Origin of the sequence: Actinomyces ihuae (assembly GCF_001457875.1) — a bacterium.
Lineage (GTDB): Bacteria > Actinomycetota > Actinomycetes > Actinomycetales > Actinomycetaceae > Pauljensenia > Pauljensenia radingae_A.
This window is the reverse complement of record NZ_CZPX01000005.1, coordinates 842837-857086: the sequence shown is the minus strand read 5'-3', so window position 1 is coordinate 857086 and position 14250 is coordinate 842837. Positions and strand designations below refer to the sequence as shown.

The window sequence follows — 14250 nt, the reverse complement described above, 5'->3', positions numbered from 1 at the left end:
ACATATCCAACGGCCACGGTGCTCACTGAGCGATGCCGTGAGCACCTGGCCGACAACGAACCCAGCAGAGGAAATATGAGCGTTCCAGTTACTAACGATGTCAGCCTCACTCAGAGTGAACGCCTCGATGCTTTGCGTGAGGGCGCCGCGCACTTCACGTTCCCTGCGTGGGCGCCAGAATCCAACAACCACATCCACACGTGCTACTCCTTCAGCCCGTACACACCGACCCATGCTGCACTGCGAGCCAGGCAGGCAGGGCTGCGGGTTGTTGGGTCCGTTGACCACGACTCGATCGCTGCCGCCCCGGAAATGAGCGAGGCTTGCCGTATCCTGTCGATGGGTTCGGTGACCGGCTTTGAAATCCGCGCGTTCTTCGACGATACGCCCGACGGCCCGTTTGCATCGCGCAAACTCAACAACCCCGATTCAGCGGGTATGGCCTACCTGACCGTCCAGGGAGTTCCGGCGCCGTCCCGTGAAAAGGCCGATCAGTGGCTTGCACCCAAGCGAGTGGCACGCCTGCAGCGCACCCTCGAAATGGCCGAACGTGCCAACAAGATTTTGGCCGGCCTGAATCTGACTCCCTTCGATCCACAGCGCGACATGGTGGATCACTCCCAATATGCCAACGGCGGCGGAATCACGGAACGCCACTTGCTTGCAGCGATGGCGCGCGCACTGATCAACGGTTTCGGCAAGGGACAGGCTCTGCTTGACGGCCTGGCGACCATGAATGTGGAGGTGCCGGCCCCCCTCGTCGATCGACTGGGAGACGAGGCCAACCCGTACCTGATGTACGACCTGCTCGGCCTGCTCAAATCTGAATACCTGCAGCAGATCTACATTCAGCCTTCTCACGAGGAATGCCCGACCGCCCGCGAGGTCGTCGCCTTTGCTGATTCGATCGGCGCGATCGCGACCTACGCTTACCTGGGAGACGTGTCAGCCTCACCGACAGGAGACAAGAAGGCGGAGAAGTTTGAAGACTCCTTCCTTGATGAGCTGTTCGAAGCTTTGGAGGAACGCGGGTTCAGGGCAGTGACCTACATGCCGCCACGCAACACCGATGAGCAGCTTGCCCGGATTCATGAACTGGCCACGCAGCACGGCATGCTGGAAATCTCCGGTGTGGACATCAACCAGCCGCGCCAATCCTTCAACTGCCCAGAGCTGCGCAGAGAGGAATTTGCCGGACTCAACCAGGCGACCTGGGCACTCGTGGCGCACGAAGCACTCACCAGTGTGGACCCGCAGCTGCACCTGCTGGGATCAGGTCGACTGAGCCCGCAGGACCTGGTGGCCCGCATCGAACAATACGCGCCGCTTGGCCGCGAATACGCCGACGGGACGCCCGCCGAGGACATAGCTTCACGCCTGACGGCGTGATCACAGACTTACCCAAGACCCAAGTGATGTGGAGGAATGAAAGATGAGCGTTGCACCTATCGTGCGCGGAGTGTTTCTGCGCGCACTAGGTCGACCGGTTCTGGTCAGCCGCAGCGACAAGGAAGCAACGATCACGCTGCCTGCAGACGAAGACAGCCTGATCCAGATGAATGACTCGGAGGTGAACGAGCTTCTGGGCGGCGTGAACCTACCGGTCACCGTCAGATGCGGAGACGACATCTTCGAGGTCACCGAAACAGGTAAACGCGGTGAACGCGAGATCTCCGGCAGGATTGCCGTCGTAACGGGCGGCGCGCAGGGCTTCGGTGCTGAAATCGCACGCGGTCTGATCGACCAGGGCTGCTTCGTTTTCATTGCTGACCTCAACGAAGAAGGCGCCCGCGCCAAGGCCGAAGAACTCGGCGAACACGCATGGCCGATCACGGTAGACGTGTCCAACGAGGAATCAGTGGCAGCGATGGCTGAGGAAATTGAGCGCGTGGCCGGCGGGCTTGACCTGGTGGTCTCCAACGCCGGAATCGTGCGCGCTGGAAGCGTCCTGACGCAGGACCCGTCCGCATTCCGCCTGTCCACGAACATCAACTACATTGCGTTCTTCCTGGTCACTCAGGCGTGCGGCAATCTTCTGGCCCGCCAGCACAAGGCTGCACCCCAGTGGCTGACTGACATCATCCAGGTCAACTCCAAGTCCGGCCTGGAAGGATCCAACAAGAACGCCGCCTATGCCGGGTCGAAGTTCGGTGGCCTCGGACTGGTGCAGTCCTTCGCCCTCGAACTGGTCGCCCACGGCATCAAAGTCAACGCTGTGTGCCCGGGCAACTTCCTCGACGGACCACTGTGGTCAGACCCTGATCGCGGACTGTTCGTCCAGTACCTCAACTCAGGGAAGGTGCCAGGCGCGAAGACCGTTGCCGATGTGAAGGAATACTACGAAGCGAAGGTGCCGATGCACCGCGGCGCACAGGGCATCGACGTTTTGCGCGCCATCTACTACATCGTTGAGCAAGCCTATGAAACTGGCCAGGCGGTGCCCGTCACCGGCGGTCAGGTCATGATGAATTAACAGGGCCACAGGCCGAAAGGAACACATTTCAATGTCCACTCAGACAACAACTGCAGTGCGTATCCACGGAGTGGAGGACCTCCGCCTGGAAACGTTCGACCTGCCTGAAATCGGTGAGGACGAAATCCTCGCTGAAGTCACGTCAGACTCGATCTGCATGTCCACCAACAAGCTCGCACACCAGGGCGAGGCGCACAAACGCGTGCGCGGATCGCTGGCGGAAACCCCGACAATGGTCGGGCACGAATTCTGCGGAACGATCAAGAAGGTCGGCTCCAAGTGGGCTGACCAGTTCACACCCGGCATGAAGTTCGCCATCCAGCCCGCCCTGAACTACAAGGGAACACTGTGGGCACCGGGATACTCCTACCAGTACATCGGCGGCGACGCGACCTACGTCGTGATCCCCAGCGAGGTCATGGAGTCCAACTGCCTGTTCGAATACAAGGAAGACAGCTTCTTCACCGGCTCCCTGACCGAGCCGTACTCGTGCGTCATCGGCGCATTCAAGGCGCAGTACCACATGAAGCCGAACGACTACACGCACTACATGGGTATTCGCGAGGGCGGCACACTGGCCATGCTCGCATCCGTCGGCCCGATGGGACTGGCCGGCCTGGACGTGGCACTGCATCAGGAGCGCAAGCCGCGCCGTATCGTCGTCACCGACATTGCACAGGATCGCCTCGATCGTGCAGCCGCGCTGCTGACCGTTGAAGATGCGAAGAAGAACGGCATCGAGCTTCACTACGTCAACACCGGCGACATGGAGGATCCGGTCGCGGAGCTGACAAAGATCAACGAGGGCGAACTGTTTGATGACGTCTTCGTGTTCGCTCCGGTGCGTCCGGTCGTGGAGCTCGGCTCGAAGTTGCTGGCTCGCGAAGGCTGCATGAACTTCTTCGCCGGCCCGCCGCGTAACGATTTTGAGGCGACGATCAACTTCTACGATATCCACTACTCAGGTCACCACTACGTGGCCACAACCGGTGGCACGTACGAGGACGTCGCTGATGCGATCGATATGTTTGAATCAGGCAAGCTGAACCCGGCCGTCCTGGTCACCCACATCGGTGGTCTGAACGTGGTCGAGGAAACGACGCTGAATCTGCCGAACATTCCCGGTGGCAAGAAGCTGATCTACACCCACAAGAGGCTGGATCTGGTCGCAATTGACGATTTCGCTGAGCGCGGCAAGACGGATCCGTTCTATGCGGAGCTGGATCGCCTGTGCAAGGCGAACAACGGTCTGTGGAACAAGCAGGCTGAAGAATACCTCCTGGAGCACGCGCCGTCGATTGACGAGTAGCATCGTCGCGCGTCATGGGTCGCCCTCGTTCATTGTGATGGACGAGGGCGACCCATAATCGCTTCTGTAGATCCTGCTCACACGATGTGAGAAGAACGCTGCCGCCCTGATAGCCTAATTTTCATGACACGCGGGATGACAGTTGCGATACAGGGAGAGGCCGGATCGAATTCCGAAGTGGGTGCTCTCCAACTCTTTCCGGACGCAACGATTGCGCCCTGCGAGACGTTTACCGCCGCTTTCGATGCGGTGCACGACCAGGCAGCTGATGTAGCAGTAATACCGGTGGAAAACTCCTCGGCCGGTCGCGTCGCAGACCCGCACCAGCTGCTGCCCAACTCTGGCCTGTACATCACCCGTGAACTGTTTCTGCCGATCCACTTCGATCTGGTGGCACCCCAGGGTGCGACACTGGAGTCGATCCGCTCCGTGCGCTCCCACGTCCACGCATTCGGCCAGTGTACGAAACTGTTTGCCAACTGGAAGTGGACGCGCCACATCAGTGCCGATACGGCAGGGGCTGCGCGTGAAGTTGCGATGATGGGGAACCGATCCGTAGCGGCATTGGCTCCCTCGGGAATTGCAGACAAATTCGATCTGGCGGTGCTGCAAAGCCATGTCGAAGACAACGACAACAATGCGACGCGATTCCTTGTCCTGTCGCCCAAGCCAGAGGTGAGCCAGACACGGCCAGCCATCACAACGGTTCTGTTTCGCACCAAGAACGTGCCTGCCGCGCTGTACAAATGCCTGGGCGGATTCGCGACGAACTCGGTGAACATGACAAAGCTGGAAAGCTACCAGCTGGGGGGCTCTTTCTGCGCCACGCAGTTTTATGTCGACCTCGATGGGCACATGGAGGATCCAAACGTCAAGCGTGCCCTCGATGAACTGCACTTCTACGTCGCGGACATGAAAGTCATGGGCTGCTACCCGGCGGACCCCTACCGCGAGGAACTGGCGTAGTTCCCTATCGTTGCGGCTGTCTCGGTCCTTCATCTGTGCCTTGTAACCTTTCCTTTTCATGATCGGCGAGGAACATGAAAAGAAAATAGTCAGAACTATTGACTGACAGTCAATTCTCCATTTAATGTAGTAACGCCTGAGTTCCTCCGAGACGAGAGATTGACAGTTCGATGGCTGACTTGGAATTCGACCGCGCTGCCGTTGGTGTGAGCGCGAAGAAAGATTGGACCGATTCTGAAGAATTCGGGAGAATCGGTGCTGTTGCCAGACAGATTTCCATAGTGGGAATTGCGAAGAATCTGCCAGAAGGCCCGAACGAAGGTGTTCAATCCCTGCGCGATGCAGTGAGGAACTATCGCGATGGCATGAAGGACGTGATCTTTGAATTTTCGGATGCCTGCGCTGTTCTGGGATCAGGTCAGGAAAAAGCAATTGCCAACTATGACAAAACTGAAGCGGCGAATGGAAATCTCTTCATACGAGATGTCCGCGAAGGTATCGCAGTGCTGAGTGAAAGGTTGGGGGGCTGACTATGGCTGGTGCTGACGAACTGCCCACCCCGCCTGATATTCAGGCAGGCGCGAACGCGTATGCCGACGATTTCGAGATGGTGAGTAAACGTATCGCGAACACCCAAATCGCATCTGGAGCAGATCAGGTGCCGGGCTGGGAAGGCCAGGCTGCTCAAAAGTACTGTTCGGAAGCTCAATCACTGTCGACACACGTCTCCACATTGGCTAAATCATTTTCAAAGCCTGTGAATTCACTACGGGACTGGGCTCACACTGTAGGCGAAGCCATCCGCGAGGTTGAGCGGTGGCAGCAGGAATGGGATGACGCTGAAGCAGAAGCTACGCAGAGAATCAACGCGCTCAATGCCGACAGAGACGCCCGACAAAACACAAACAATCCGATGGATCGTCTTGAGTACAGCCGGAGCCATGGAGAGATCATTGAGTCAAAAGATATTCAGCAGACTCGTCTGAGAGAATCATATAAAAATGAGATGGAAAGACTGGATAGTGAGGCGTCAGCTACTGCGTCCGCTTTAACCGGATCAATCAATTCAATCGTATCGGCTGCTGATCGCAAGGGTGGGCGAGACTCGATAGGAAAGAGCCTATTCGACGACATGCCGCTGGTAGATGGCCAGGCCGAATGGGAATACTGTCAGGGCATAGCGGACGACGCTGCTGATCTTCTTGATATGTCTTCCCCGGATCTCATTGAAAACATCAAGGAATTCAATAAGAAATACGCCGACGATCTGGATAACCCGTTCTTTGCCAATGCGCTGGCCGAACGGGTACCTCCTGAGGATATGGCCCGGTTTGTGGCGAGGATGGGGGATTTCAAGGGACAGATTGTTGATCCAGGGACTCATGAAATTGACACCGATTTCGATAAAGCAATCGAAAATGTGACGCGTTCGCTGGGAACAGCCATGGTTCTGTCAACTGGGGGAATGAATGGTGATCCTGCATACCAGAGCGCCCAGAACAGTTTCAATGTGGTGCAAGACGGCCTGATGGCATCTGATGGACAGCATTATTCCGCTGTTCAGGAGCATAATCTGGATGGCTTGAAGAAGTATGGCCACACGCTTGTCGACTCTTCCGGAGAACCTGTTGACCCCAATTTCGCGGGGATGGCTGGAACTCATTATGGCTATGAATACGTTGGGCACATGCTCGGCGTAGCGTCAGAAAATGAAAACATTTCACTTGGTGGAGGATTCGTTGAAGATTACAACGGGAAAGACTCGATAGCTCGCGACATTATCACCTGGGATAATGAGCATCCTGAGTTGCGACAAAACGCTTTCCCGTACTCTTCATGGAATGGCTCGCACATGCCTGGAGGCAGCTATGGTGCCTACGGCTGGACACTTGATCCTGTCACCTCCATGATGAAATTGATGGATATGCCCGACTCTTTTGCCGATGGGACACCGGATTCTTTGTCTGCCGCAGAAACTGAACGCGCAGATGGTGTGCGTAACCTGCTTGCCAGTAATACAGATTTTGCTGTTGACGGTCGGGCGATGTCGATGACGGAGTACCTGACAGGCCACCGCGCTGTCCCTGATATCTTCAGCGGGTGGACTGATCAGGGAGATGCATTTGGTGAGGTCATTGCGCAAAATGCGATGCCTGTTGACAAGCCTGACGTCTCTCCCGACGATCCAACGTATGCAGAATGGGCGGATCGTGAGAGGAAGTCTGCGCAAATCACCATGGACTTTGTTCAGGGGTATCAAGATGGCCTGCAGGACTTTGGAGAATCACAAGGCGAAAATCGCTTCGGCATGATGAACAGTCAACTGAGAAGCTGGGCTGGCGTCGCGCTTGCGCCTCGAGTTGATAATCTTCTGTTCGAAATCGGTTCTGGGTCGGGTGCTGAAAACACCGTAGCGGAAATGGGTCTGAATGATGATCGGGCATCGTTTGCGTTCTCTAAAGATCTCAGGAAATCGCTTCTAGGTGAGAAGAGCCTGCTGACTGATTTGGCATTTGATCATCCGGTAAAAATGGATGACGGTTCGTACATCGGTGGACGCGGACCCGCAATTGATAATCTGCGACTTTCGGCAATTGAGAAGTTCCAGGAAGACGTCGATGGTTCGTCGCCGACAACAGCAGGCGTACAAAACATTGCTCAAAAATGGGCGCCCGGTTTCAATCAATTGTTCGGTGCGCACGGAGCCGCAGACGGGGCTCATGCCGAATGGCTTGACGAAACCAACAAACGCTGGCGAGAGCTCGCTGAGGGGGGTCTTGGTGCAGCAGGACTGCCGGGCAAAATTCCCGGCGCCGGCAAAGTTACGCAGTTTATCGCGGGTCAGGCACTCGGTGCCGGAACTGACATGGCTCTTGACCAATTTCTGCCGACCAATCACGCTGAACTGGCGCAGGCTTCACGCATTAATGATCAGGAAGTTGCGCGTACTTTGATGGCTCAGTCGTTGTACTCACGTTATGCCGATTCGGAAGTCATGGGCGCGCCAGTTATGGGCAAACAGCCTGATGGGAGCTTTTTGAGCACTCGCTCTGGCGCCGGTCTGGACGACTATTACAATTCTGATGGGACATTGAAAGACTACGAGGATCTTTCACCGGAACAACGCACAGCCTTCCAGAATTTCATCAACAATAATGAGAATACTGCGAATATTGAGCACGAAGTCAATTCGGTGTTCAATGACACTCAGCAAAATGAAAAGAACGCGCAAGGCGGGAACTAAGGACTCATTGAATCGCATGGAAGGCTGTTGAAAGATGAGGAGACTGTGGCGGTATGCACTGGTCACCATTGGACTTGTTTCAATGGGACACTTGACTGGATGCGACGTTACGTTGGGGCAGTCGGAATCATCGATGTCGGATTCGACGCAGTGCATGCAATCATCCGATGATGACCAATCCAAGGAGGTCAACACCATGAATATTGACTTGCCCAGCGGGTGGGTCATCCGTGAAACTCCGGATAATCCGACAGTGGATTATCGGATTGAAGCGTCCACTGATCCGGCTTCAAACGCAACGGCCGAAGTTGTGCGCTACCACATTTTCGACTGGGGCGACATCGATACAAAAGAACCTCGCTCTGATCCGATGGAGCTGATCCCGGACCCTGCTGACATGCGAGAAGACAGAATCAAACTCGCTCAGGAGAACTCTCGCGTGTCCAACACTGAGGCATTGCCTGATCGGAGTATCGACGGCTGTCAAGCCACGGGACTGGCTTTCGTTGCGGATGAGGATGAGGGTGCTGTCGAGACCATGATTGTGTACGTGGCTCGACCTGATGGCATGTGGGTGATGACCCTTCGAAGTGCGCCGAACGAGGCGCTGCCGCACGAACTCGTGGCCGCCCTCGACACCGTGACGTGGAGCTGAACGCGCGGCGCAGGTAACCGGAGCCGATCATCTGGCTCCATCGCAGGTGATGTGCCCAACGATCGCCGGAATGAGCAGTTTTTTCGTGTATTGTCTCGTTCAGCATCGTTGTAGGCAACAATCGAGGGAAACATGAGCGCAGACACTCACGCGGTGAACGAGACACAGTGGTCCATTGAACGACGAGTGACCGTATGGTGCATCCATGCTTTCACCATGAGCGGTCTGCTTTGGGCACTGCTGGCAGTCGACTCACTGCGCTCTGGCGACATCAAGATGATGTGGCTGTGGCTGGGAATTGCGCTGATTGTGGACGCTGTTGACGGGCCAATGTCACGCGCGGCTGACGTGACGAAAGTGGTCCCGTGGTTCTCTGGCGTGATGATGGATAACGTCGTGGACTATCTGACGTGGACATTCATTCCAGCGGTGTTCATGTTCCTTTACATTCCGCTCGGGCCGGGCAAATGGCCAATCCTTGCTGCAGCACTGGTCCTCGGCTCATCCATGTTCTGTTACGCCAACACGAAGATGAAGTCCTCGGACTGGTATTTTGTAGGGTTCCCGGCAGCGTGGAACGTCGTCGCTATTATCATGTGGTTGTTCGCGACGCCCTGGTGGTTCAACTGGCTGATCGTCGTGATTTTCACCGTGCTGGCCGTTATCCCGTTCAAGTGGATCCATCCCTTCAGAGTCACTCACCTGCGCATCTTCAATGCCACTGCCGCCGCCTTGTGGGTCGTGACAACTGCGGTGATGGTGGGGTTGTACCCGGCTCGCCCGCTGTGGCTCATGATCGTGTGGCTCGTGGCTGGCGTGTGGCTGATGGTCGTCAGCGCAGAACGTACCGTACGAGGGCGCCCCTCCAAACGCCACGTGTCCTAATCAGGCTCGATGCTGGAGAGCTGGCGATTGGCACGCCGGTCCAGCCAGTACTTGAAACCTTCGAGCACGAAGGCAGAGGCAATCAGCAGTGCGATGATCACGATGACGTACCCGGGGTAGTCTTTTCCGTTGAGCCCGAAGTACACGTAGGGCGCGACGAAGGTGATGACGGTGACGGCCAGTCCTGCCATGCGTTTGAGGAAATGCGCGGCCGTCACCATCGTGAGCACGCCCCACGTGTAGGGAATCGCCGTCGTCAGGTCGATGAGCCACAACAACAGAAGCGAGCCGTGGAATTCGCGCACATACGACACGGGCAACACGCGCAGCGCCGAGTAGATCAGCACAACCGCGTAAGCCAGGAACTTCGGATTCGTCAGTATTCGCGTGACCATGAAACGGTGTTGTAGGCGGATACCTGCCTGCGTGAGGCCGCGGTAAGTGGAAGCTGAAACCAAAAGTGCATCCAGGCCCGTGAGGGCATGGTGAAGGAACGCCAGGTCCTCAGGTCTGCCTCGTTCCAGAAGGAATGGGATTAACAGACGCGGGGCTACGCCGATGGGCTGGCATTGCTGCCCCTCGTAGGTCTGCACGGGTCCGAGCTCGTGGAGCAGGTCGGGGGCCAGCCACTGTTCCCAGTGCGCGCGATCGGTGGGTGTCATCATCAAAAGCCAGAGCCGTTCGCGTTTTCGTACCGAGTCACGCAGCGTGACCTGCAGTTCGCGGATATTGTCAGGGTGAGTGGGATCAATGACGCGGGAGAATTCGCGGACGTGGCGATCCCGCAGGTCGCCTGTGCGTTCGACACCTGCAGCTTCGCGCACGGACACCGGGTCGAGGCTGATGTCGCTGGCGAATGAGATTCCCAGAAGAAGATGCACCTACACACAGTACATGTCGAGACCTCTCGCGCGGCAAAAGGTGCGCCGGTAGTGACGTATCTGCAAGGCTGAGGTGTTGGAGGTAAGCAGACGCGATGTGCAGACGCACTGAGGGGCCGGTCAGCAGACCGGCCCCTCAGGCATCCCATCAACACAGTGCGAGTCTAATCGAGAAACAGCTCCCTTGAAACAGTCGCTATAGAACCTCGTTGGCTCGATGGTGTCAACACTACGGGCCCTACCTTGGAATAGCTTTGAGCGAACCTTAAAAATCCCTGTGAATTTTGGTCCTGTGGTGAGGTCCTCGACTCAGGATCGGACGGTCGCGGGGCAGGAAGACGAAGAATCGGGAGAAGCAGACGGTGTGGGCGAATCCGAGGGCGCCGCCTCCTCCGGCGGGCAGTGACTGGCCAGGAACTCCAGCACCGCGATCGCGCCGGCCTTCGACAGCGGCTCGTTGCCGTTGCCGCACTTGGGAGATTGCACGCACGATGGGCACCCGTCCGAACACAGACACTCCTGCAGGCGCGTCACAGTTGCCTGCACCCACCGCGCAGCGTGCGCACACCCGTACATCGCGTAACCAGCGCCGCCGCGATAGGCATCGAACACGAAGACGGTAGGCGCGTCAGTGTCCTCGTGCAGTGCGGTCGACAACCCGCCCAAATCCCAGCGGTCACAGGTCGCCAGCAGCGGTAGCAGTGCAATCATCGCGTGCTCAGCGCCATGCAAAGCGCCCGGCAGTTCAGCTTGCGTCAGGCCAATGCTGCGCAGTGCACCGGGAGCCAGAGTGAACCACACGCCTACGGTCTCCAGCGTGTGGGACGGCAACGAAAGCTCGCGGTTACGGATGAATTCCAGGCCCGGAAGTCGAAGCAGGTCGTAGTCAGTGACTCTAGTGGTGACGTCAACCTCGCCGGTGTGCCACGTGACCGCGCCATCTGCACTGTGCCACTCCTGGGATGTACTTACGATGGAGACAGCAACGTGTTGTTTCGCGCGGGTGCGCAGCTGCGTTGAGACAGGTTCGACGAGGGCGACCCGTCCGCCGTCACCAGGTGACAGCGGTGCCAGGCTCAGTACGTGATAGGTGCGCCCTTGATGCAGGTAGATGGCATCTGGAAAAACCTGAGCGTCGGCGGACCCCTCGTCGACTGTGCCGATGACGGTGCCGGTGGCCTGATCGATGATCTGGACTTCGCCGCCGCCCCCTCGTAAATCGGTCAGATCAGCTGCGCGGTCGCCGCGCGTGACATCCCAGTACCAGCCTGCCGGGCGGCGCACCAAAAGCCCCTGATCAGCCAGGTCATCGAACATAGAGGTGTCACCGTCAGGCAGACCGAAGCAAGCGGCATCGTCAGCGGTCAGCGGCAGCTCCTGAGCGGCGGCACACAGGTGAGGCGCCAGGACCCACGGATTGAGCGGATCAATGACCGCGGCTTCAACCTCCCGGGTGAGTTCGTCGGGGTGATGGATGATGTAGGAGTCGAGCGGATTGTCGCTGGCGATGAGGATCGAAAGGCCGCGCGCTCCGGCCCGACCGGCACGGCCCACCTGCTGCCACAAGGATGCGCGCGTACCCGGCCAGCCGACAGTAATGGTCGCGTCCAGTCCGGACACGTCCATGCCCAGTTCCAGTGCATTTGTCGTGGCGACCGCCCTCAGCTGCCCAGACCGCAAAGAACGTTCCAATGCTCGGCGCTCTTCAGGCAGGTATCCGCCCCGGTAGGAGGCAACGGACCCAACCAGCGGAGACAATGAGGCAGACAGTATGTCGCGCACATGCGCCGCCAGGGTTTCAGCTCCCACGCGTGAGCGCACGAATGCCAGGAGACGAGCGCCACGCTCCACCAAAGCAGCGATGAGCGAGGCAGCTTCGGACGTGGCGCTGATACGCCACGTGGACGGTGCCTTCTCCAGCACGACCGGCTCATTGTCAGCCAGCGCGTCCAGGAATGCGTCAATGGGGATATCGTCCGGGTCGGGGCGCAACGCAGGCTGCCACAGTATGAGCTGATGCTCACCGGCAGGTGAGCCGTCCTCGGTAATGTCACAGATGTTCTCACGCCCCGTCATCTGACGGGCGACATCGTGAGGGTCACGCACAGTGGCGGACAACATGATGACGGTGGGGTTCGCACCCAGGTGGCGGGCAATACGCAGCAGGCGGCGAATGACCAGGGCAATGTGGGAGCCAGTCATGCCGCGCCAGTAGTGCAGCTCATCGATGACGATGTAACGCAGGGAAGCCAGCAGTCGTGTCCACCGCTGATGTCCAGGCAGCATGACAAAATGCAGGTAATCAGGATTGGTCAAGACGATGTCGGCATGAGCGCGCGCCCAGTCCTTCGCCTCGCGTGGTGTATCACCATCCGCCGTACTCACGCGCACTCCCCACTGCGTGCCCTGCGCCGTGTTGATCCACTTGTGCAGTGCGCTCAACTGGTCGGCGGCAAGCGCCTTCGTGGGGGACAGGTACAACAGTGTGGGCCGGTGGTGCACTTCGGAGATACGCGCCGGCCTGTCGGATGCGGCGTGGTCGGCCAGATCGGACAGAATCGGCACCCATGCGACCAAAGACTTCCCGGAGCCAGTCCCGGTGGCGACAACTGTGTCCTGCCCGGCGTGCACGGCGTCCAGTGCGCGCCGCTGGTGCTCCCACACGTGCTCGATACCCAGGTCAGCGCCTGCGTGTGTGACGGAGGGGTTGATCCACCCAGGCCACGGTGCGGTGCGTGCTGGTCGTGCAGGAATGCTGTGAACGTGGACCAGCCGATCGTCACGCGCACCAATGCGCTCCAGCATCGCAAGAAGGTCGTCGATGCCCGCGCTCAGGGACGAGGGCGCCCTCGTCGAACCGGCACCTGCGACATCAGCCATTGGGACACGACGTGTGGGTGAACGCTTGACGCATGTAGGCGATGGCTTCGAGGCCGGCGCTCACCCCTGCTGCGAGGTTGTCGGACAATTGAGCGTCCGTGAGGCCGCACTGCGTGTCAACGGTAAAGTCAGCGCACACCTGGACGTGGTGATCGGGGCTGTTCATCGTGTAGACGGTGGGAATGAACTTCTCACGATTCCACCAGTCGGATGCGGCAAAGAGCTGCTTCTTGCACCGATCAGGCTGCGCATCGGTATCCCACACCGCGCGAACACACAGGAAACGCTCGCTCGCATCGAAGGAGAAGAGGAAAGGAACCTCCTCGATCACTACTCCGGCTGCCTGATCTTTGACGAGGACACCCAGCTCGTATGTCAACGCGTGGGCGCAGCTGATGACGCGATCCAGGCTGACCGGTGTGGGGCGCGCGGAATCCGCTGAATCAGGCACTGAATGCAGCGACGTGTTCATTGTGCCTCCTCCTCGCGTTCCCATGTGATGAATTCGGGCAGTGTTGCCTCCAGATCGTGGAAGAACGACATGGTCATCGCCATCGAAGTTTCGTAGAACGTGGAGAGCTGCTGGTCGGTCAGACCTGCTGACGTGAGGATGGCGCATTCGGTGTGGAGGCCGAAACTCGTCTGATCTTCCAGGGGCGCCAGGTAAGCCTTGGGTGCCGTACGCATCGAATTGCAGGCTTCGATTTCACATTCGAGTGCGTAGAACTGAGCGTCGTTGCGTGCGATGCCTCGCCAGATGCCCCGCATGATCAGCACATTCGGATACGTCGCATCCCACAGGTAAATCGCGTTCGGGGTGGGAACGACGAGTTGGTTGTTTTCCCAGTCATCAAAATGCACGTGATTGCCCGCAAGCAATGTGCGTATGCGCTGGACATCAATGGGACGGGACAACGCAACCATGACGACCTCCTCTGGCTCAGGACGAGTGGCGGA

General features: G+C 58.2%; 12 protein-coding genes. 8 read left to right on the top strand and 4 right to left on the bottom strand.

The window, feature by feature from the left end:
• The first annotated feature begins 75 nt into the window (after positions 1-75).
• The 8 genes from BN3002_RS08425 (at position 76) to BN3002_RS08390 (ending at position 9532) form a co-directional block, all read left to right on the top strand.
• Positions 76-1389, top strand: coding sequence for a PHP domain-containing protein (locus BN3002_RS08425; protein ID WP_058237460.1), 1314 nt, complete (start codon positions 76-78; stop codon positions 1387-1389).
• Between the two features lie 43 nt (positions 1390-1432).
• On the top strand, positions 1433-2473 hold the full coding sequence (locus BN3002_RS08420) for an SDR family NAD(P)-dependent oxidoreductase (protein ID WP_058237459.1): 1041 nt from the start codon (positions 1433-1435) through the stop codon (positions 2471-2473).
• A gap of 31 nt (positions 2474-2504) precedes the next feature.
• Positions 2505-3782 (top strand): zinc-binding dehydrogenase, encoded by a 1278-nt coding sequence (locus tag BN3002_RS08415; protein WP_058237458.1) that lies wholly within the window; start codon positions 2505-2507, stop codon positions 3780-3782.
• 135 nt (positions 3783-3917) lie between these two features.
• Complete coding sequence (locus tag BN3002_RS08410) at positions 3918-4748, top strand: prephenate dehydratase (RefSeq protein WP_257525583.1); 831 nt, start codon at positions 3918-3920, stop codon at positions 4746-4748.
• Between the two features lie 170 nt (positions 4749-4918).
• The gene (locus tag BN3002_RS08405) at positions 4919-5278 is read left to right on the top strand and encodes a hypothetical protein (protein WP_058237456.1); all 360 of its coding nucleotides are present in this window, start codon (positions 4919-4921) and stop codon (positions 5276-5278) included.
• Between the two features lie 2 nt (positions 5279-5280).
• Positions 5281-7992, top strand: a complete 2712-nt coding sequence (locus BN3002_RS08400; RefSeq protein ID WP_058237455.1) for a hypothetical protein — start codon at positions 5281-5283, stop codon at positions 7990-7992.
• A 34-nt stretch (positions 7993-8026) separates the two neighbouring features.
• Positions 8027-8647: a hypothetical protein gene (locus BN3002_RS08395; protein WP_058237454.1), complete on the top strand. Its 621-nt coding sequence runs from the start codon at positions 8027-8029 to the stop codon at positions 8645-8647.
• Positions 8648-8779: 132 nt separating this feature from the next.
• A complete protein-coding gene (locus tag BN3002_RS08390; protein WP_227469082.1) occupies positions 8780-9532 on the top strand; it encodes a CDP-alcohol phosphatidyltransferase family protein in 753 nt (250 codons plus the stop codon).
• Here the strand turns inward: BN3002_RS08390 and BN3002_RS08385 are convergent.
• From BN3002_RS08385 to BN3002_RS08370, 4 genes are all read right to left on the bottom strand, one after another.
• On the bottom strand, positions 9529-10413 hold the full coding sequence (locus tag BN3002_RS08385; protein ID WP_058237453.1) for a hypothetical protein: 885 nt from the start codon (positions 10411-10413) through the stop codon (positions 9529-9531). The two genes, BN3002_RS08390 and BN3002_RS08385, sit on opposite strands and share 4 nt — an antisense overlap.
• 309 nt (positions 10414-10722) lie before the next feature.
• Positions 10723-13293 carry a DEAD/DEAH box helicase gene (sftH, locus tag BN3002_RS08380; protein WP_074026218.1) on the bottom strand — a complete coding sequence of 857 codons (2571 nt, stop codon included), beginning with the start codon at positions 13291-13293 and terminating at the stop codon, positions 10723-10725.
• Positions 13286-13765 (bottom strand): YbjN domain-containing protein, encoded by a 480-nt coding sequence (locus tag BN3002_RS08375; RefSeq protein ID WP_058237452.1) that lies wholly within the window; start codon positions 13763-13765, stop codon positions 13286-13288. Before BN3002_RS08375 ends, sftH begins: the two co-directional genes overlap by 8 nt.
• Positions 13762-14217 (bottom strand): hypothetical protein, encoded by a 456-nt coding sequence (locus BN3002_RS08370; RefSeq protein ID WP_058237451.1) that lies wholly within the window; start codon positions 14215-14217, stop codon positions 13762-13764. Before BN3002_RS08370 ends, BN3002_RS08375 begins: the two co-directional genes overlap by 4 nt.
• Between the last annotated feature and the right edge of the window lie 33 nt (positions 14218-14250).

Bases quoted from the DNA above. Each gene is read 5' to 3' on its own strand.
- BN3002_RS08425 (WP_058237460.1), top strand. From the start codon at position 76: ATGAGCGTTCCAGTTACTAACGATGTCAGCCTCACTCAGAGTGAACGC.
- BN3002_RS08420 (WP_058237459.1), top strand. From the start codon at position 1,433: ATGAGCGTTGCACCTATCGTGCGCGGAGTGTTTCTGCGCGCACTAGGT.
- BN3002_RS08415 (WP_058237458.1), top strand. From the start codon at position 2,505: ATGTCCACTCAGACAACAACTGCAGTGCGTATCCACGGAGTGGAGGAC.
- BN3002_RS08410 (WP_257525583.1), top strand. From the start codon at position 3,918: ATGACAGTTGCGATACAGGGAGAGGCCGGATCGAATTCCGAAGTGGGT.
- BN3002_RS08405 (WP_058237456.1), top strand. From the start codon at position 4,919: ATGGCTGACTTGGAATTCGACCGCGCTGCCGTTGGTGTGAGCGCGAAG.
- BN3002_RS08400 (WP_058237455.1), top strand. From the start codon at position 5,281: ATGGCTGGTGCTGACGAACTGCCCACCCCGCCTGATATTCAGGCAGGC.
- BN3002_RS08395 (WP_058237454.1), top strand. From the start codon at position 8,027: ATGAGGAGACTGTGGCGGTATGCACTGGTCACCATTGGACTTGTTTCA.
- BN3002_RS08390 (WP_227469082.1), top strand. From the start codon at position 8,780: ATGAGCGCAGACACTCACGCGGTGAACGAGACACAGTGGTCCATTGAA.
- sftH (WP_074026218.1), bottom strand. From the start codon at position 13,293: ATGGCTGATGTCGCAGGTGCCGGTTCGACGAGGGCGCCCTCGTCCCTG.
- BN3002_RS08375 (WP_058237452.1), bottom strand. From the start codon at position 13,765: ATGAACACGTCGCTGCATTCAGTGCCTGATTCAGCGGATTCCGCGCGC.
- BN3002_RS08370 (WP_058237451.1), bottom strand. From the start codon at position 14,217: ATGGTTGCGTTGTCCCGTCCCATTGATGTCCAGCGCATACGCACATTG.